Raw genomic sequence first — 18,582 nt, forward strand, 5'->3', positions numbered from 1 at the left:
TGCCGTTATCTTATAATATATCTAACAAACGACGAATATACAACGTTTTATATATTAAATTAACCACAGGAGGTATTGTTATGATCATTCCGCGTCACTACGAAAATCTGCATATTCTGCACGAGAACACCATGCCGGATAGGAATTACTATATTCCTGCTGGGAAGGCATACAGCACATCCCTTGATGCAAGGGATCACTCGGACAGAGTACAGTTTCTGAATGGAACCTGGAAGTTCCGCTACTATGACAGCATTTATAAGCTTCAGGACGAATTCCACAGTGAGGGATATGATATATCCGGTTTCGATGATATTCCGGTTCCATCAGTATGGCAGATGCACGGATACGACTATCACCAGTACACCAATGTCAGGTATCCATTTGCATTTGACCCACCTTATGTTCCAAAGGACAACCCATGCGGAGCATATGTGACCGACTTCGACTACGATCAGAACGAGGACGCGCCACTCGCGCACTTGAACTTTGAGGGTGTAGATTCCTGTTTCTATGTATGGCTCAACGGCAGGTATGTTGGCTACAGCCAGGTGTCCCACTCAACCAGTGAATTTGACATAACCGAATTCATAATAAACGGCTCCAACAGGCTCTGCGTGCTGGTCCTCAAATGGTGCGACGGAAGCTATCTTGAGGATCAGGATAAGTTCCGCATGAGCGGTATTTTCAGGGATGTATATATCCTGAAACGCTCTGAGGGTGCTGTATACGACTATTTCATAAAGACCAGCTGTGACGATATAAAGGATCCAACTAAGGCAGATGTAACCATAGACTTCACAGCATTTACAGAATATTCCTGCGTTGAAGACCGTTTTTCATCAAAACCGGAAACAGTGGTTGATAAAGGCGCTGATTCAAATGTTGATATTGAAGTTACTATTCTGGACGCCGATGGCAGCATATGTTCATCAGGCTGTGTAAAATGTGAAATTTCCGCTCAGAGCGATGCCAATACCAATGCAGACGAAGGCAAAACCGCAGCCAGCTCCAGCAGCATTACTTTGTCGATCGACTCCCCTGTGCTGTGGAATGCAGAAAAGCCATACCTCTACACTGTCATCATAAGATGCGCCGGTGAGGTCATCACTGACAGGATAGGAATCAGGGAGATAACGATAGAGAATAAGATCGTGTACATCAACGGCATGCCTATCAAGTTCCACGGAGTGAACAGACACGACTCTGACCCTGTGACCGGTTTTACAATCAGCAGAGAACAGGTCATCAGGGATATGTCTCTCATGAAGCAGCACAATGTCAACGCCATAAGGACCAGCCATTATCCAAATGTTCCTTATTTCTATGAGCTCTGCGACGAATATGGATTCTATGTGATAGACGAGGCTGACATAGAGGCACATGGTCCAAGTGAATTGTTCTATTCTGATAATAATTGGGATAACAAGGCAGCAAGGTGGAATGAGCCGATCGCCAACAATCCTGAATTCTGTGAATCCATTCTTGACCGCATCAGGCGCTGCGTCATCAGGGACAAGAACCGTGCCAGCGTAGTCATCTGGTCCATGGGAAATGAAAGTGCTTACGGCGTGACATTTGAGGAGGCTCTGGCATGGGTCAAGTCCTATGACAGCTCCCGTCTCACCCACTACGAGAGCGCCCAGTATACAGACGGCAAGAGAAAATACGATTACAGTAATCTGGATCTCTACAGCAGAATGTATCCATCCATATCCGAGATGGCTGAGTATATAGATGGTGATGGCGACAAGCCTTACATCCTGTGCGAATATTGTCATGCCATGGGCAACGGCCCTGGAGATCTGGAGGACTACTTCCAGTTCTTCGACAGCCACGAGACCACCTGTGGCGGTTTTGTGTGGGAGTGGTGCGACCACGCCATATACAGGGGCAAGGCGGCAAACGGCAAGGATATGTACGCCTACGGTGGAGACAGCGGTGAGACTATCCACGACGGCAACTTCTGTATGGACGGTCTGGTGTATCCGGACCGCAGACCACACACAGGACTTCTTGAATTCAAGAACATCAACCGCCCGGTAAGGATCACTGGATATGATGAGACAAATGGAGTTTTGACTCTGCACAACTACATGGATTTCACTGACATCAGGGACTACCTCACTATGAGCTATGAAGTCACTTGTGATGGGCAGGTGGTTACATCCGGAAATATTGATGTTCCTTCCGTGGCACCTCACGGCGATGGAACTGTCAGCCTGAACCCTACTACAAATATACAGAAATCATTGTCAGACTTATATGCAGCAAGTCATGCTGACATTTCTGGCAGCTCAGATGTTACTGATCGTTCCAGTGTTGTTGAATGTTCAGATGTCGCCGATTGCACAAAAGATATTATTACACACAGAATGTTTCTCCGTGTGATATATAAGGCAGCTTGTGACAGTGCATTCGTAAAGAAAGGTGATGTGTTGGGATTTGACGAGATAGAACTTGCCACACAAAAACAGAACGCAGACAAGGTCCTGGATAAAGCATCGTCTTTGGACAAGGCGCAGAATTTGGCGGAACAATATCTGACTACTCAGGATACAGCTTCTGCCCATCTTCATGTATCGGAAAGCGACACAGAATTTGTTGTCAGCGGAAGTAATTTTGAATATATATTTGACAGGAACACAGGAAACTTTACAGGCTTTGCAATGGACGGTCAGGAACTTCTCGCTGCTCCATGCGATAAGACTATCTGGCGCGCGCCTACAGACAACGACAGAAATATCAAGAACGAGTGGTTAAGAGCCCACTATGACATGATATCCGAGAGGACATATGAGACTGGCTGCATTATAAAAGATGGATGTGCCGTGATATCGTGCACGTCAAGCCTCTCAGCACCAACGGTACAGCCTGTTCTGAGGATAAACGCTGAATGGATAATAACACCTGAAGGAACTATAAAATCAAAAATGCATGTAAAGAAAAATGCTGAATTCCCTACGCTCCCAAGATTTGGCGTGAGGATGATTTTGAGAGAAGATATGCGAAATGTAAATTATATCGGTATGGGTCCATATGAAAGCTACGCAGACAAGCACCATGCAAGCTGGCATGGCTCATTTTCTGCATCCATTGACGAGATGCACGAGGACTATATCATGCCACAGGAAAATGGAAGCCACTTTGACTGTAGCCTTGTTCAGGTCAGTGCCCCTGGAGCAAGCGACGAGTCTGACAGGAATAGCTCCGACAAAAATAACTTTGTCAACGGTTCATCATATCAGAGCATTTGCAATGCGCAGACAGCCGAAACGATCGTAGCCACAACAGCCCACAGCATAACCGTGACATCCGCTGTGCCATTTTCAATGAACGCCTCGCCTTACACCGCAGAGGAACTGACCAAAGCAGCCCACAACTACGAGCTGCCGGAGAGCGGCAAATCCGTCCTGTGCATAGACTATCGCCAGAACGGAATCGGCTCCAACAGCTGCGGTCCTGAGCTTGATGAGAAATACAGATTTGACGAGGATGAGTGGGAATTTGGATTTACCATGCATGTGAAATAGATACAAAATTATCGCTAAATTAAGTTTATCTTATGAAAAAGGACAAAGTCTCCAAACTTTGTCCTTTTTTCCGCTTATATGAGTATTTAGATACAATTTTGTATCTTTTTCACCATTTTGACTGTGATTAGCGAGAATCAATTATCAGATTTACCCGAAATCTGCCAAGCAGCGGTATTCCTCTTCATCCGGCGCATCTTCTCCGGATCCTTGCCCGATTTTTGGACGCCACCTACCACATCGTACTCTATGCCAGATGACACATCGACTACGTCGGGATGTACCTGCTCTATCGCCCGCCGCACATTGTCCGGCGTGAGACCTCCGGCAAGCACAAACAGCCTTCCATCACGCTCTATTTCATTCAAACTATTCCAGTCAAATGTCTTGCCACTTCCAGGTTCACCGGCATCGAACACATAACCTGCAATATTCGAAAGGCTTTGATAATGTGGGTACATATCCATATCCTTTACATTGAATGCCTTCCACACAGGCAAATGTGCACTCTCTATAAGCTCATCGCTGACCTGTCCATGAATCTGGATGAAATCAAAGCCCAGCTCTGCTATCTCTGTTATCTGCTCCTCATCCGGGGATACCACCACCGCAACCTTCTTCACATCTTCCCTCAGTTCTTCAAGTAATCTGCGCGCAGTATCCACACTGACATTTCTCTTTGATTTCGGGAAATACATCACCATTCCTATATAATCAGGTCTCACCTCATTCACCGCGGCCACATCGGCCGGGGTCGTGATTCCGCACATCTTTATCTTCATGCTGTCTCTCCTATTTTTTAACATCGGCTCGTCAACAGGCGAAAACTGATGCTACATATCCTTATCGAACGTCAACCCTGATAGGTCAAGTTTATATATCGTGTCAGCCATCTTTTCGTTTTCCAGAAACGCAATCATATATATCGGCAAATATACTTTTTTGCCGCTGACCTCTACATTTCCCTCCGAAAAAACATATGCATATTCTATTCCGTAATTTTCATCAGCCAAGACATTACACAACGCAGAGTGCCGTTTGTAATCCTTACCCGATTTTATCTCCAGCGGAACTACTTTTCCATTCAGTTCTATTACAAAGTCAAGCTCCCCCTGCTTTTTGCTGTTAAAATAATATTCTTTATGACCTTTGCTGAGTAGTTCCTGGGAAACCACATTTTCAAATAGCGCACCATTGTTTATAGACTTTTCTTTATTCAGTATCGCCATTTTTACCTGATCCGAATACCTGCTTGTCAGCAGCCCTACATCGGAGAAGAATAGTTTAAACAGATTCCTATTCTCGCTGATCACAAGTGGAAGTTTCGGCTCACTTATATTATAGACCGGTATCGCAACCCCAGCATCCTTAAGCCACATGAAATCATTTGCAACCCTATCATAACTGAGGCCTTTACCTATACTATTGATCTGGAATCGTTTATTTTTCTGATCAAGCTGTCCCGGCATAGCATCATATATCTCCTGCAGTTTCAGCTTATATCTTGTCTCATACTTTGTAAAATCACTCTTATATAATCTAACTATCTTTTCATGTACCTTCGCTACCTTCGCAAGATCATTTGTCTCCACATAGGTATTGACCGCCTCCGGCATTCCGCCCACGATAAGATACAGATTGAATACATCAAGCATTTTTTCATGTACAAACGAATCAACAGGCAGCCTCTGCGTAAAGCATTCCTTCAGTGTGTCGATCACATTCTGATTCACACCAACAGAAACCATAAATTCGCACAGATCCATCGGATACATATCGCATACACGCAGATATCCAACCGGTGCAGATCTGAGGTCATTCAGCTCTACGCCCAAAAGCGAACCGCTCATAATATACCTGTAGCTCCCATCTTCCACCAGAAACTTCACTCTTGTCACTATATCTTTAAACTCCTGCACCTCATCCAGAAATATGATCGTACGGTCTTTCTCAAGAGGCTGTTTTGTCACCAGACTAAGTCTCATAAGCAGATCCTTTGCATCTCTGGCACCATCAAACAATTTGACAAGCTCCGGCTGGTCAATAAAATTTAATTCCACATATGGCACTCCACTTTTCCTGAGGCATTCTTTTATAAGATATGTCTTACCGATCTGTCTCGCTCCCGTTATGAGCAAAGCGTCTCTGCCGCTCTGAATCCATGAATCTATATATTTTTTTGCCGATCTTTCCAGCATAAAATCACCCCACATACTGCATTTGCAACTTTTCTATCCCTATGATATCAATTTTTTGCAACTTTTCCAACCTTTTCGCGGTGATTTTTGCAACTTTTCCAACCTTTTTTTCGGCAGATTATGCAACTTTGCGAGCTTTAGTAACAATTTTCTTTTATTTTACGGCGGGTCCCCCTTATGAAAAGAGTTGTCCGGGCAGTTTCTTTTTCTCTTTATATGGAAACTGCCTGTCGAATTCTTCCACAGCCTTTTCGTCCACGAAATATCCTGTACTCACCCGTGACTCCATCAAGATATCCGGAAATCAGCTCCTTGCAGAGGAAAAACGATGCATCCTCCCCCTCATCAAGTCCATGATAGCGAATGCCAAACTCGCTTGCCGGTCTGAATCCGCTTTCTCCAGCCGTATAACCAGATCATCATTATGACTGACTTGCGTAATATTTATGTGAATTTGTCAAGCATTTTATATATTATTTTCTTACCTGTCTGGCAGCCTCAACCATATTTCTGAGGCTGGCGTCAGTCTCAGGCACACCTCTGGTCTTAAGACCGCAGTCCGGATTGATCCAGAGCTTATCCCTGCCTATCTTCGTGAGCATGACATTTACCGCCTTCACGATCTCTGCCACCGACGGAACTCTTGGAGAGTGAATATCATATACGCCAGGTCCCACCTCTGTCTCGAAGTTGTTCTCCCTGAGAGAATCCAGGATCTGCAGATCGGATCTTGACGCCTCAAATGTGATCACATCCGCGTCCATATCATCTATGGCAGGTATGATATCCGTAAATTCACTGTAGCACATATGTGTGTGTATCTGTGTCTCAGCCTTCACACCGCTGTGTGTCAGACGGAATGCAGGTATCGCAAAATCAAGGTACTCCGTATACCAATCAGATTTTCTGAGTGGAAGCTTTTCTCTGAGTGCAGCCTCATCTATCTGTATCATCTTTATTCCATGCGCCTCCAGATCCAGCACCTCATCTCTGATTGCAAGCGCTATCTGTGATATAGATTCCTTGATTGATATATCCTCCCTTGGGAATGACCAGTTGAGTATCGTCACCGGACCGGTCAACATTCCCTTCATGATCTTGTCTGTGAGCGACTGCGCATATACAGACCAATCAACCGTGATCGGCTTTTTGCGGTATACGTCACCCCATATCACAGGCGGCTTTACGCATCTCGTTCCATATGACTGTACCCATGCTTTCTCAGTGAACAGGAATCCGCCAAGTGCCTCACCGAAATATTCAACCATGTCATTTCGTTCATACTCGCCATGCACTAGCACATCCAGTCCGATGTCCTCCTGCCACTTTACACATTCCTTTATCTTTCCCTTTACAAAGTCCACATATTCCTGCTCAGATATCTCTCCCTTTCTGAGCTGTGCTCTCTGTGACTTCACATCCTTAGTCTGAGGGAATGAACCTATAGTGGTTGTCGGAAGCTCAGGAAGCCCAAATTCCTTCTTCTGAAGTGCCTGCCTCTCACTTCTCTTCGGAAGTCTTACATAATCTGCCTCAGTCACTGCCGCAAGTCTCTGTCTCACCTCGTCGCTGTTGCAGTCTCTTGTTCCCGCAAATAACTCCTGATTCTTGTGGTATGCCTCAAGCTCTGTATAGTTATAACTCTCGGCAAGTGCCGCAAGCTCCGAGAGTTCAATAAGTTTCTCCTCTGCAAATGCAAAGAACCTCAGATAGTCCTGTGACAGCTTCGTCTCTTGCTTAAGTGTGTATGGCACATGAAGCAGTGAGCATGATGTAGACAGAACCACATCTATCTTCTTATCGCGGAGCTGCCCTACTACATTGAGAGTCTTGTCGTAATGATTTCTCCATATATTTTTGCCATTTACCAGGCCGGCAAAAAGTACCTTATCCCCAGGGAAGCCGTATCTGTCTATAAGCTGACCGGTCTGTTTGCCCTCTATAAAATCAAGGCCTATTCCGGCAAATGGCATATTTATGATATCTTCATACACATCCCTCACATCACCGAAGTATGTCTGGAGAAGTATCTTACAGTCTGCACGATCTGCAAATACCCTGTCATACACCCTGTGGAAAAGTGCCTTATCATCGTCATCCATATCTCTCACCAATGATGGTTCATCAAATTGCAGCCACTCCACATTCTCTTCATCGCACTCGGCGATGAGCTGTCTGTAAGCCTCTGCCACATCATCAGCAAAGTCTTCTGCATTCTTTGATCCCACATATCTGCAGAGCTTAAGCATTGTGTATGGTCCTATAACCACAGGCTTTGTCTTGATCCCCAGCTCCTTGGCCTCCTCGTATTCACCTGTAAGTTTCTCGCAGTCAAGGCTTATCACCGTGTCATCCTCTATCTCCGGAACTATGTAATGATAGTTTGTGTTAAACCACTTCTTCATCGCAAGAGCCTTCACATCCCCGGATTCTCCCTGATACCCCCTTGCCATGGCAAAGTACGTGTCAAGCTTTGAGACATTTAGCTCTCTGTATCTCTTTGGCACAATTCCGAGAAGAACTGCTGTATCAAGCACTATATCGTAAAATGAAAAGTCGTTGCATGGAATAAAGCCTATCCCTGCTGCCACCTGTGTCATCCAGTGTCTGTGTCTGAGATCCGCTGCAATTCCTGTAAGCTCCTGCGCCGTTATCTCATGTCTGAAATATTTTTCAGATGCAAATTTTAACTCTCTTAATGTTCCCACCCTTGGAAATCCTATAACCGATGTCTTCATCATATCCTCCTGTAATTTCATGCGTCTGCTCCACAAATTTTCGTAAGGAGGACCCGCTTGCGGGAGATTCCTTGCGAAGTACGCAGACGCCGTGCGAAGCGCCTTTCATGCGTCTGCTCCACATTATATAAAGACATCCCTCACTTGTATAATACATAAAAATATAGCGTGGATATAGTTTTATGCTATACCCACGCTATTTCTACGTCTTTTTTTCTATGTCAGCTATGTGGTTTTAACCCTTCTCATATGTTCCGCCGCCTTCTCCCTCACATCTCCGCAGGCAGGCTCTCCGTCATCCCTCATCTCGTTGAAGCGTCCCCTGTGCTGGAGCTTTCTCTGAGGAATTTTTACTGAATCTTCCGACTCGTCACTGCCAGCCGTGAGATAATTTGCCAACGCACCGAGATAGGTGTTTCCAAGTCTGCTGAGGATCGCCTTCCTGTGGACGATATACCCTATCCTCATATCGCTCTCATCCGCAAGTGGCACCGATATAATGTCCTTGCCGTTCAGCTTTTCATCTATGACACCGCTGCACACAGTATATCCATTCAGACCTATCAGCAGATTGAACAGTGTCGCTCTATCCCTGACTCTTATATTCTTCTTTCGCTCCGTCGTAGAGAATATTTCCTCCGAGAAGTAAAAAGAGTTGTGCTCTCCCTGCTCAAATGACAGATATGGATACGCCTCCAGCTCTTCATTTGTTATGATATCGTTCTTCGCCAGTGGATGCTTTCTGCTTATGAACACGTGAGGCTTTGCCACGAACAGCTCATGAAATTCCAGGTCATTTGCTCTGAGGATCTTGTTCAGCACCTTCTCATTGAAGTCATTCATGAACAATATTCCGATCTCGCTTCTCATCCTGGCGACATCATCTATGATCTCATAGGTCTGTGTCTCCCTTATGCTGAAATCATATTCGTCCTGTCCATACCTCTTTATCAGGTCAACAAATGCATTTACCGCAAATGAATAATGCTGGGTGGACACGCAGAAGCTCTTCTTGCCGCCATCGTCCCCCTTGTATTTGTCCTCAAGGACCTTTGCCTGCTCAAGCACCTGTCTCGCATAGCCTAGGAAGACCTCGCCCTCTATGGACGGACTTATTCCCTTATTTGACCTGTTGAATATATTTATCCCCATCTCTTTTTCCAGCTCATGGATGGCATTTGTCAGGCTTGGCTGGGATATATACAGTCGGTTCGCTGCCTCGGTGATCGTGCCCGTATCCGCAACCATCACCACATATCTAAGCTGCTGAAGTGTCATATTCTCACCTGCTTTCTACTATTATTTTCTTGAACTGCTTTGCTGCCTCATTCAGCGGGTGCAGGCAGTCATACACAAGACATACATTCCTGTCCGGAAGCTTTTCCTCAAGTGAAAGCTTTACAACCTCTTTGTTCTTTACTGCCTCCCTCGCCATCAGTTCCGGTATAAATGCAAGTCCAAGCTCACACTTCACAAGTGGCAGTATCTGATCCGTGGTGGCCGCCTCCGTGTCCGGCGCAAGCTCCACGCCATGCTCCCTGAATATTCTGTCGTAGAATCTGAATGTCATAGTCTCCCTGCCTAGACAGATCATAGGATAGTTCCTCATCTCCGCAATGGACAGTTTTTGCTTTTTAAGTGAAGAAAATGTCGTTCCGCCGATAAGTATCTCACGATATGACTGCAGCACGATCTTCTTGAGAGGAGCCTCCACATCAGCCGGAGTTGTAACTACTGCAAAGTCTATACTTCCATTCTTCACTTCCTCCACAGCCTGAGGTGTAGAATGGTTGTATATCTTGAGATTTATACCCGGATACGCCATGTGAAATGCCCGCAGTCTGTCCAGCAGATATATATTTAACGCCGTCTCACTGACACCTATCGTTATACTTCCGTGAGTGAGATTCTCACCATCTGCCAGCTCATCCTCCGCCGTCAGAAGCTGTGACATTGCAGCCTCCACATATGAATAGAGCTGTTCCCCGTCTCTTGTGAGCTGTACACCCCTGTTTGTCCTGACAAATAGTATCCTTCCAAGCTGCTGCTCCAGGCAGTTCATCGCCCTGGTCACATTTGGCTGACTGTTTCCAAGAACCTTTGCGGCTTTGGTAAAGTTATGATATCTCGCAACATAATAAAATATCTTATAATACTCGAAATTAATGTTCATAATCTATTGTTAGCCACAGACTATATTACATGTCTGCTATACTCCCTTTCTTAAAATTATTTTCCATGTAGCAGCCCCAGCATATCATTTTGTTATTACTGCCATATCAATTATGATTTTCACTTATTGCTACTCCGATAGTATAATCTAACCAGATTTAAATGACAAGACAGCATTTATCATATGAAAGGATGCGCATATCTATGGAAGAAAATACCATTTTCCCAAGGGAAGAAAAATCAGAAATATTATTTGAAAAGATCCTCAGGGATCCCTGGGCATGTGAAAAGCTCATGGACACATTCTGTAATTACCTGTTCTGCAATGATGACTTCGACTGCAATCTTTCACCGGAAGAATTTACAAAATCACTGCTCTCAGCTTATCTGGACAGAGATATGTCGGCATTCCTCATGTCCATCTGCAACAATACCATGTTCGATCTGCTAAGGAATTCCTACCTCATCCCATATCGCTTCAACGCCGATGGCAAGACCAATCCTGTCATCATGACCGGTGAGCACGGCGAACTTCTGCCTGAATTCAGAAACTCTGTAAGAGAAAAGGATTATCAGCACTTTCACGATATATACACACATATGACACACAACGAGAATATGTATCTTGCAAAGGCGTACAGATACAGCCATGAATACACTTCTGACAACATGGAAGTCGGGCAGAAGATCCTTGAAGAGTGCACCGGAGTCCTGCTCATCAGGGAACTGCCGGACACGGTAAAGCTCAAGGAGACCGAAGCTGAAGCATACTGTGCTGTGTGGGATATCATGGTTGAACTGGAAAAGAATCTTCCCATGGCATTTGTATTCTACGGTCAGGATACTTTGAACAAACAAGGCATGCGATATGACGAGCTTGGAATATTCCTGCCGGATTCACTGCTCATGAAGAATCTGGAAAGACACGTTGCGAAAGCCGAGGCGATCATATATGCGGAAAAGTAAGAATGCAAAAAACGTAAATGCGGAATCATACATAGACATTATGGAAAAAAATCACATGGAGATTCCATGGCATGACTACGCCAGTGCCGACAGCAATGTACTCATATGCAAGGCAAGTCTGATTGAAAAGGCTTCTGTCATAGGCAGAGTCGGTCTTATCATGCTCTCATGCGGAACAGGTGCATGGCGTGTCCGTACTTCCATGAACAGGCTTTCCAAAGAACTGGGAGTCACATGTACCGTCGATGTCGGACTCATGTCCATAGAATTCAACTGTTTTGACGGTCACGACTGTGTATCACAGTCCCTGTGCATCGCCAATACAGGCGTGAACACCTCAAAGCTATATAGAATGGAGCAGTTTGTTGACAATTTTCCAAATGAAGAGGCGCATTTGACCGGCGAGGAAATCCATCAGAGACTTGATGAGATAGAAAAAATACATACCTTGTATTCTCCTCTCCGCCTCGGACTTGCCTCTGCTCTCGCCTGCTGTGCCTTCACATTTCTCCTAGGCGGCGGGCCTGTAGAAATGATGCTGGCATTTATCGCAGCCGGAATCGGAAACCTCATAAGGACAAAGCTTATCAAACACCATTTTACTTTATATATGAACATAGCTGTATCCGTGTCAGCCGCTTGTCTTGTGTACGCACTGTTGCTAAAGGCCGCCGAGCTGGCATTTCATATACCCGCCTTCCACGAAGCCGGATATATCTGCTCAATGCTGTTCATCATACCGGGATTTCCATTCATTACCAGCGGTATAGACCTTGCAAAGCTGGATCTGAGATCCGGACTTGAGAGACTTACATACTCGATCATCATTGTGCTTGTGGCAACGATGTTCGCATGGATCATGGCGCTTCTGCTGAAGCTTCACCCACAGGATTTTGTAGCACTCGACATAACACCAGGACTTCATCTGGTATTCAGATTGATTGCCAGCTTCTGTGGTGTGTTCGGATTCTCCATCATGTTCAACAGCTCCATACACATGGCCGCCACAGCCGCTGCCATCGGTGCCATAGCCAACACTCTCCGTCTTGAACTGGTAGATCTTGCCGGCATCCCTGCAGCTGCCGCCGCATTTGCCGGAGCCCTCACGGCCGGACTGCTCGCTTCATTCATCAAAAGCACCAACGGTTATCCGCGAATCTCACTGACAGTCCCATCCATAGTCATCATGGTTCCAGGGCTTTATCTTTATCGTGCAATATACAACTTTGGAATCATGTCACTTTCCGATGCCGTGTCCTGGTTTGCGGCTGCCATCATGATCATCATAGCCCTGCCACTTGGACTGATATTTGCAAGGATCCTGACGGACAAAACCTTCAGGTACTGCACCTGATCCCCAAATGGGGACAGGCACCTCCGTCCCCCAGATGGGATCAGCGCCTGAATGTCAAATCTACAACCAAGGAGTATATGAACCATGAAGTTTTATCCACATAGACAAATGTCAGAATCTTTCATCACCGCGGCCTTCCTGTCAGTATCAGGAGGCCTGCAGGATGCATATACCTATATATTCAGAGGAAAGGTATTTGCAAATGCACAGACAGGCAACATAGTTCTTCTCGGTCAGAATCTTGTAGACCGAAACTGGAGAATGTGTGTACACTATGCCGTTCCTCTATTATTTTTTGCGCTTGGAATTGCTGCTGCCGAGTGTATAAAACAGAAATTTCAGAATATGCAGCAGTTTCACTGGAGACAGATCGTTGTATTGTGTGAGATTTTTCTGCTTCTTATCGTGGGATTTCTTCCCATAAAACTCAATCTTCTCGCAAATGCCATGGTTTCATTTTCATGTGCCATGCAGGTTCAGGCATTCAGGAAGGTCAACGGCTACGCATTTGCCAGCACCATGTGCATTGGAAATATCCGAAGCGGCACAGATGCCCTGTGTGCATACTTCAGAACAAAGGACAGGAACACACTGTTCAAATCCCTATGCTACTGGGCGATCATCCTGCTATTCGGAATCGGTGCCGCTGTGGGCGGTCACTTCATCCGTATATTTGATATGAGGACCATCTGGTTCTCCTGCTGTCTGCTGTTCGTGAGCTTTCTGTTCATGTTCATCAAGGAAGAGAGAGAGTAAAAATGAGCTTACGCGAGTCCTCAAGGAGCAGACGCATGAAAAGGCGCTTCGCGCGGCGTCTGCGTGATATATCGTCAAGCTTTGCTTGATGACCTACGCGCACATCAGTGCGCTTCCAGACATCATAAGGGATCTCCTCTATCGACAACTACCTGGAATCCGAACGCCTCTGCGCGCCTGTCAAGGCAGCCGCGGCACTGAGCTGATTCCTCCCCCGTGCATATCTTGTTGTCGTAGAGCTCGTATTTCTTTCGGACAGACACAGGAGACAGATTCGGCATGACCACATTCGCACCGTGCATAAACCCACGCTCCCTGCCATCCGCCGCTATCGTTCCGAGAGATGTGGTGGATGGTATGAGTGCCTTCGGGAACATCAGTCTCAGCAGGCTTATCATCACCAACGTCTGCCTGACCGTTCCCTGCTTCATCTTCGCAAATGGCGTCTCCTTGTGAGGAACATACGGCCCGATTCCTATCATCTGTGGTTGCAGCTTCGCAAGGAAATGCAGATCCTCGGCCAGATTCACCGGCGTCTGATACGGCGATCCCACCATGAATCCGCTTCCCACCTGATACCCAAGACTTTTAAGATTATACAGACATCTGACTCTGTTGTCATAGCTCATCGAATCCGGGTGTAATCTTTCATAATGCACCCTGTCCGCGGTCTCATGTCTCAGAAGATATCTGTCCGCCCCGGCCATCCGCCACAGCCTGTAAGTCTCATATGGATGCTCGCCAAATGACAGCGTGACAGCACAGTCCGGATATCTCTCCTTGATGCACCTCACTATGTCAGCTATAGCCTCATCCGAAAAGCCTCCGTCCTCGCCTCCCTGAAGCACAAATGTGCGAAATCCCAACACATATCCCTCATCGGCACAAGCCAGAATCTGATCCATTGTCAGACGATATCTGTCCACATGGCTGTTGCTCTTCCTGATACCGCAGTAGTAGCAATCATTCTTGCAAATGTTCGTAAACTCGATAAGTCCTCTTATATATATCCTGTTGCCAAAACTCTGATGAGCCAGATCGTAAGCCTTCCTTCTGAGATACTCAAAGTCAGAGAGATCATCCTGAGAGCTCTGAGGGTTCTCTGAATCCGACAAAATTCTTATAGCTTCACCCAGCTCATTGACTCCCGGCAGTTCACCTCTGCCCTGTCCATATTCAAATGTCTTATCTATGATATCTCTAACTTTTCCCATATAAACTCTATACCCTGTTTTTACATTTATAACTCTGTATGATCAAGTGATTTCCGATACAAGGTAAACAAAGTTACATCCAGATACTCCATTCCATCCCTTTCTACTCCGTCATACACAGCAGACTCCTAATGTGCGCAAGTCTGGCATCAAACTGATCATAGAAATCCTTCTCCGCATCATACATTCCCACATACATAACCTGCAGCACCAGCATGGTCTGATTTCTCGCTGTCTCATCCTCGCCAGCGCGCATATACTCGATCAGGTTTCTCTGCATGTCCTTCTGGAACTTGTGCCAGTCATTTATATATTTCGTGTACCGCGGCAAGTCCTCTGTATCTATCCATTTCGACACCTTGACCTTAGTCCTGCCCGCGCGCTCACACTCATGTATCTGCAGGATGTATCTGAATCCGTCATCGGTGTAATATCTGCCAAGTGGAAAGAGTCTGCAAAAGCCAGGTCTCGCGCTATGGATGCTGCATCTGCCATCATCGTTTAAGAATGGGCACTTATCCGCCGTCATCCTTATATTTGGAAGCACCAGACCATCCACCACATTGACCTCAAGCTCCTTTTCAAGCAGCTGTGTAAAGTTCTTTCCGGTCTCCTTACAAAGTCTCATCACGTCCAGTGGATCAAGGATGATGGAACTCCCCATCCCTGTGCAGCAGGCATGGCACCCCTTGCACTCATCGCAGTACGCCTTCACCATATCATTTGCATCGTATAATCTTCCATCTGAGATATCTTCCAGTTTCTCATTTCTTATCATAGCAGTAATCCTCAATCATTTTATTATTTGTCTACAGAACACCATACTTGATCCGCACCCTGTCAAGCTTCTCAAGAAATGGTCTTGCCAGTAGCCACAGGAATATCACCGTTGCAGTTCCATGCACCACGTCAAATGGGAATCCCGTCACATATGACGCTATGATCATGCTCCTGTTCACAGCCGGCTGCCAGATTATCACCGACGCCGGATTCATTATTCCGCCGTATATCAGGATACAGATAAGTGCACCGAATATGCACAGTCCAAGCTTTGTCGTGTTCTTTGTCCGCACTCCGCTTTTGGAGAAGAAGAGTCCCGCCATGAACCCCACCAGTCCCATGGCAAACATCTGCCACGGAGTCCACGGGCCCTGCCCCATCAGAAAATTAGACACGAACATGGACATTGCGCCGACCACAAATCCTCCTTCGCAGCCAAATGCCACTCCGGATATGATCACTATGGCCATGGTCGGGCTGAAGTTCGGGAGCATGAAGAATGCCACCCTGCCCGTGACGGCCAGAGCACACATAACCGCCAATATGACTATATCCCTTACCTTGGGCTTTCTTCCCTCAAATGATACGAAGAACGGGATCATTGCCTCTATTATAATCAGCAGAGATATAAAATAATATTTTTTGTCTCCAAGTCTCTCGCATCCAAACCATATCGTAAGTGGAATCACAACGAGCATAGCCACTATACTTAATATCGTTCTCCTGACGGATCTGTGACCGGCAGCTTCCATGACGATATCCTCGTTCTTCTTTTTGGTGACAGGTCTTATAGCAAGGAGCAGCCCCGCTATGGCACATATCATCACTCCATACATAGCCAGATATTTCCATCCCTTTGACGTGATGGTCATCCCTCTCTGCACAAGATCTGCCAGATTGGACTGAGCCATGGTCTGCCAGAAGCAGAATATGATGATCACCGACGTGACAGATATCGTGAGTATCTGCCACCATTTCAGGGGGTCCGTCTCCCGCTCCTTCGTCAGCACAATATCTCTGGTTATTTCAGCGTCAGGAATCCTGTTATCATCATCCACATCTGCATCTTCACATCTGGGCTCACGTGAGTCACCACCAGAGCTGCCTTCCCCTCCGGCTTCGCTGTCAGAAACGCCATATGCCCTCAATATGTCGGTCACAGTAACAGCACCATGAAGTATCCCCTGGGAGATCCTTGCCGCCGCAGTGGTGAAGAAATTATTGCCCGCCAGATATTCCTGTACGCCGTTCACTGTGGCAAGCTCCCCATCGAACAGCAGCGCTATACGGTCTCCCGCCACAGCGCAGAATTCCACATCATGGCTCACCACCACTATGGTCTTGCCATGTCGCTGCAGATCTCTGAGCATACACTTGAGTTCTGCCTTAAACCCATTATCAAGCCCCTTTGTCGGCTCATCCATGAGCAGAATATCAGGATCATACAGAAGTACCCTTGCAAGTGCCAGTCTCTGCTTCTCTCCTCCTGACAGATCGTAAGGATGTCTGTCCATCAAATGCTCCAACTTACAGAACCTCACTATGTCCACCAGCTTTTTTCTGTCACTTGCGTCCACCAGTTCTTCCCGTACAGAACGTCTTGTGAAAAGAAGCTCCGGGTTCTGTGGGAGCATGCCCACACTTTTACCCTGTTTTATCTTTATTCTTCCACGGTACGGCTTATTTACCCCCGCTATCAGGGAGAGCAACGTCGACTTGCCGCATCCGTTGCTTCCATTTATCATAAGTATCTCATTATCGTATATGTCAAGATCCAGACCGCGAAGTACTTCCTGCGAACCCTTGTCGTATCTGAAGTGAACCTCATCTATCCTGACTGCCCAGGACTTGTCCTGACGATTCGCAATTTTTCTTGTAGTTTCTACAGCACCATGGTCAGTTTTCTGACCATCTGCCTCCCTGGCATCCCCTTCATCCACCAGCACATACCCAGGCGCAACCTCATGCCCCGATTCCCTGTACTTACTGTCAAACTGTGACAACCAGTTTCGCCCCTCCGTTACGGTCACCGGAGATTCATCCGAGCCATCAAGCCCCAGATACACCTGGACAGCCGCCGGCATGGAGAGATACAATCCATTTCTGTTTATACCTTTTTCCTTTAACCTCTGTCCTTCATTTTTCAGGGTGGCAGCTACCTCCTTGACAGTTCCCTGACACAGCACTGTGCCTTCATCCATGACCACCGCTCTGCTGCACACCGGAAGCACCTCCTCCAGCCTATGCTCAGTCATGATGATGGTCGTGCCAAGCTCCCTGTTGATTCTCACAAGACATGCTATGAATTCATTCGCAGCTATCGGATCGAGCTGGCTGGTCGGTTCATCCAGTATCAGCACCTCCGGAGACAGAGCCATGACCGACGCAAGATTCACCATCTGCTTCTGTCCGCCAGACAGCTCTGCGACACGCCTGTGGAATATCCCGGACAACCCGAAGAATGAACACATCTCCGCAACGCGTCGTCTGATATATCCATTATCGTATCCCAGACTCTCCAATCCAAATGCCAGCTCATGCCACACTTTATCAGTGACAAGCTGTGCATTGACATCCTGCTGTACAAATCCGATCTGCCTTGCTGATGTCCGGTCATCCATCTCCTCCAGGCTTCTTCCTTTGAACTCTATCTTCCCGGACGATCTTCCGTGAGGAGCAATACTTGTCTTCAACTGCCTAAGAAGTGTGGTCTTTCCACATCCGGAACTTCCCAATATGACCACGAATTCCCCCTGCCCCACTGATAGCGTCACATTTTTCAATGCATCAAGCAAATATCTCTCGCCCGAATCATCATTGTTATCGGGATATGCAAATGTCAGTTCTTTTATATCTAATATATTCACGGCT

12 protein-coding genes are annotated in these 18,582 nt (G+C 46.4%); 4 read left to right on the forward strand and 8 right to left on the reverse strand.

The annotated features are described in order from the left end of the window. Window positions 1–80 precede the first annotated feature (80 nt). The gene (locus DXB91_RS04875) at window positions 81–3,533 is read left to right on the forward strand and encodes a glycoside hydrolase family 2 TIM barrel-domain containing protein (protein WP_118016956.1); all 3,453 of its coding nucleotides are present in this window, start codon (window positions 81–83) and stop codon (window positions 3,531–3,533) included. 137 nt (window positions 3,534–3,670) lie between these two features. Here DXB91_RS04875 and DXB91_RS04880 read toward each other — a convergent pair whose 3' ends face one another. From DXB91_RS04880 to DXB91_RS04905, 5 genes are all read right to left on the reverse strand, one after another. Next, window positions 3,671–4,315, reverse strand: a complete 645-nt coding sequence (locus tag DXB91_RS04880; protein ID WP_118016957.1) for a phosphoribosylanthranilate isomerase — start codon at window positions 4,313–4,315, stop codon at window positions 3,671–3,673. A 51-nt stretch (window positions 4,316–4,366) separates the two neighbouring features. Next, window positions 4,367–5,731: an ATP-binding protein gene (locus DXB91_RS04885; protein ID WP_118016958.1), complete on the reverse strand. Its 1,365-nt coding sequence runs from the start codon at window positions 5,729–5,731 to the stop codon at window positions 4,367–4,369. A 473-nt stretch (window positions 5,732–6,204) separates the two neighbouring features. After that, on the reverse strand, window positions 6,205–8,469 hold the full coding sequence (metE, locus tag DXB91_RS04895; protein ID WP_118016959.1) for a 5-methyltetrahydropteroyltriglutamate--homocysteine S-methyltransferase: 2,265 nt from the start codon (window positions 8,467–8,469) through the stop codon (window positions 6,205–6,207). A 225-nt stretch (window positions 8,470–8,694) separates the two neighbouring features. Beyond that, complete coding sequence (locus tag DXB91_RS04900) at window positions 8,695–9,747, reverse strand: LysR family transcriptional regulator (RefSeq protein ID WP_118016960.1); 1,053 nt, start codon at window positions 9,745–9,747, stop codon at window positions 8,695–8,697. Between the two features lie 4 nt (window positions 9,748–9,751). Further along, window positions 9,752–10,642, reverse strand: a complete 891-nt coding sequence (locus DXB91_RS04905) for a LysR family transcriptional regulator (protein ID WP_117550120.1) — start codon at window positions 10,640–10,642, stop codon at window positions 9,752–9,754. Window positions 10,643–10,845: 203 nt separating this feature from the next. On the opposite strand from DXB91_RS04905, the gene DXB91_RS04910 reads away from it, so the two are divergent. The 3 genes from DXB91_RS04910 (at window position 10,846) to DXB91_RS04920 (ending at window position 13,717) form a co-directional block, all read left to right on the forward strand. After that, window positions 10,846–11,607, forward strand: coding sequence for a DUF4866 domain-containing protein (locus tag DXB91_RS04910; protein ID WP_118016961.1), 762 nt, complete (start codon window positions 10,846–10,848; stop codon window positions 11,605–11,607). Next, window positions 11,594–12,961, forward strand: coding sequence for a threonine/serine ThrE exporter family protein (locus DXB91_RS04915; protein ID WP_118016962.1), 1,368 nt, complete (start codon window positions 11,594–11,596; stop codon window positions 12,959–12,961). Before DXB91_RS04910 ends, DXB91_RS04915 begins: the two co-directional genes overlap by 14 nt. Before the next feature lie 84 nt (window positions 12,962–13,045). Next, window positions 13,046–13,717, forward strand: a complete 672-nt coding sequence (locus tag DXB91_RS04920) for a YoaK family protein (RefSeq protein WP_015534577.1) — start codon at window positions 13,046–13,048, stop codon at window positions 13,715–13,717. Window positions 13,718–13,839: 122 nt separating this feature from the next. Here DXB91_RS04920 and hydE read toward each other — a convergent pair whose 3' ends face one another. From hydE to DXB91_RS14395, 3 genes are all read right to left on the reverse strand, one after another. Then, window positions 13,840–14,931, reverse strand: a complete 1,092-nt coding sequence (gene hydE, locus DXB91_RS04925; RefSeq protein WP_015534576.1) for a [FeFe] hydrogenase H-cluster radical SAM maturase HydE — start codon at window positions 14,929–14,931, stop codon at window positions 13,840–13,842. Window positions 14,932–15,034: 103 nt separating this feature from the next. Next, window positions 15,035–15,709 (reverse strand): YkgJ family cysteine cluster protein, encoded by a 675-nt coding sequence (locus DXB91_RS04930; protein ID WP_055222243.1) that lies wholly within the window; start codon window positions 15,707–15,709, stop codon window positions 15,035–15,037. Window positions 15,710–15,740: 31 nt separating this feature from the next. Next, entirely contained in the window at window positions 15,741–18,578 is a 2,838-nt protein-coding gene (locus tag DXB91_RS14395) for an ATP-binding cassette domain-containing protein (RefSeq protein WP_147343971.1), read from the reverse strand. Window positions 18,579–18,582 lie beyond the last annotated feature (4 nt).

The sequence above is a fragment of the Coprococcus sp. OM06-34AC genome, assembly GCF_003462545.1.
In the GTDB taxonomy this organism is placed as follows: domain Bacteria; phylum Bacillota; class Clostridia; order Lachnospirales; family Lachnospiraceae; genus Coprococcus; species Coprococcus aceti.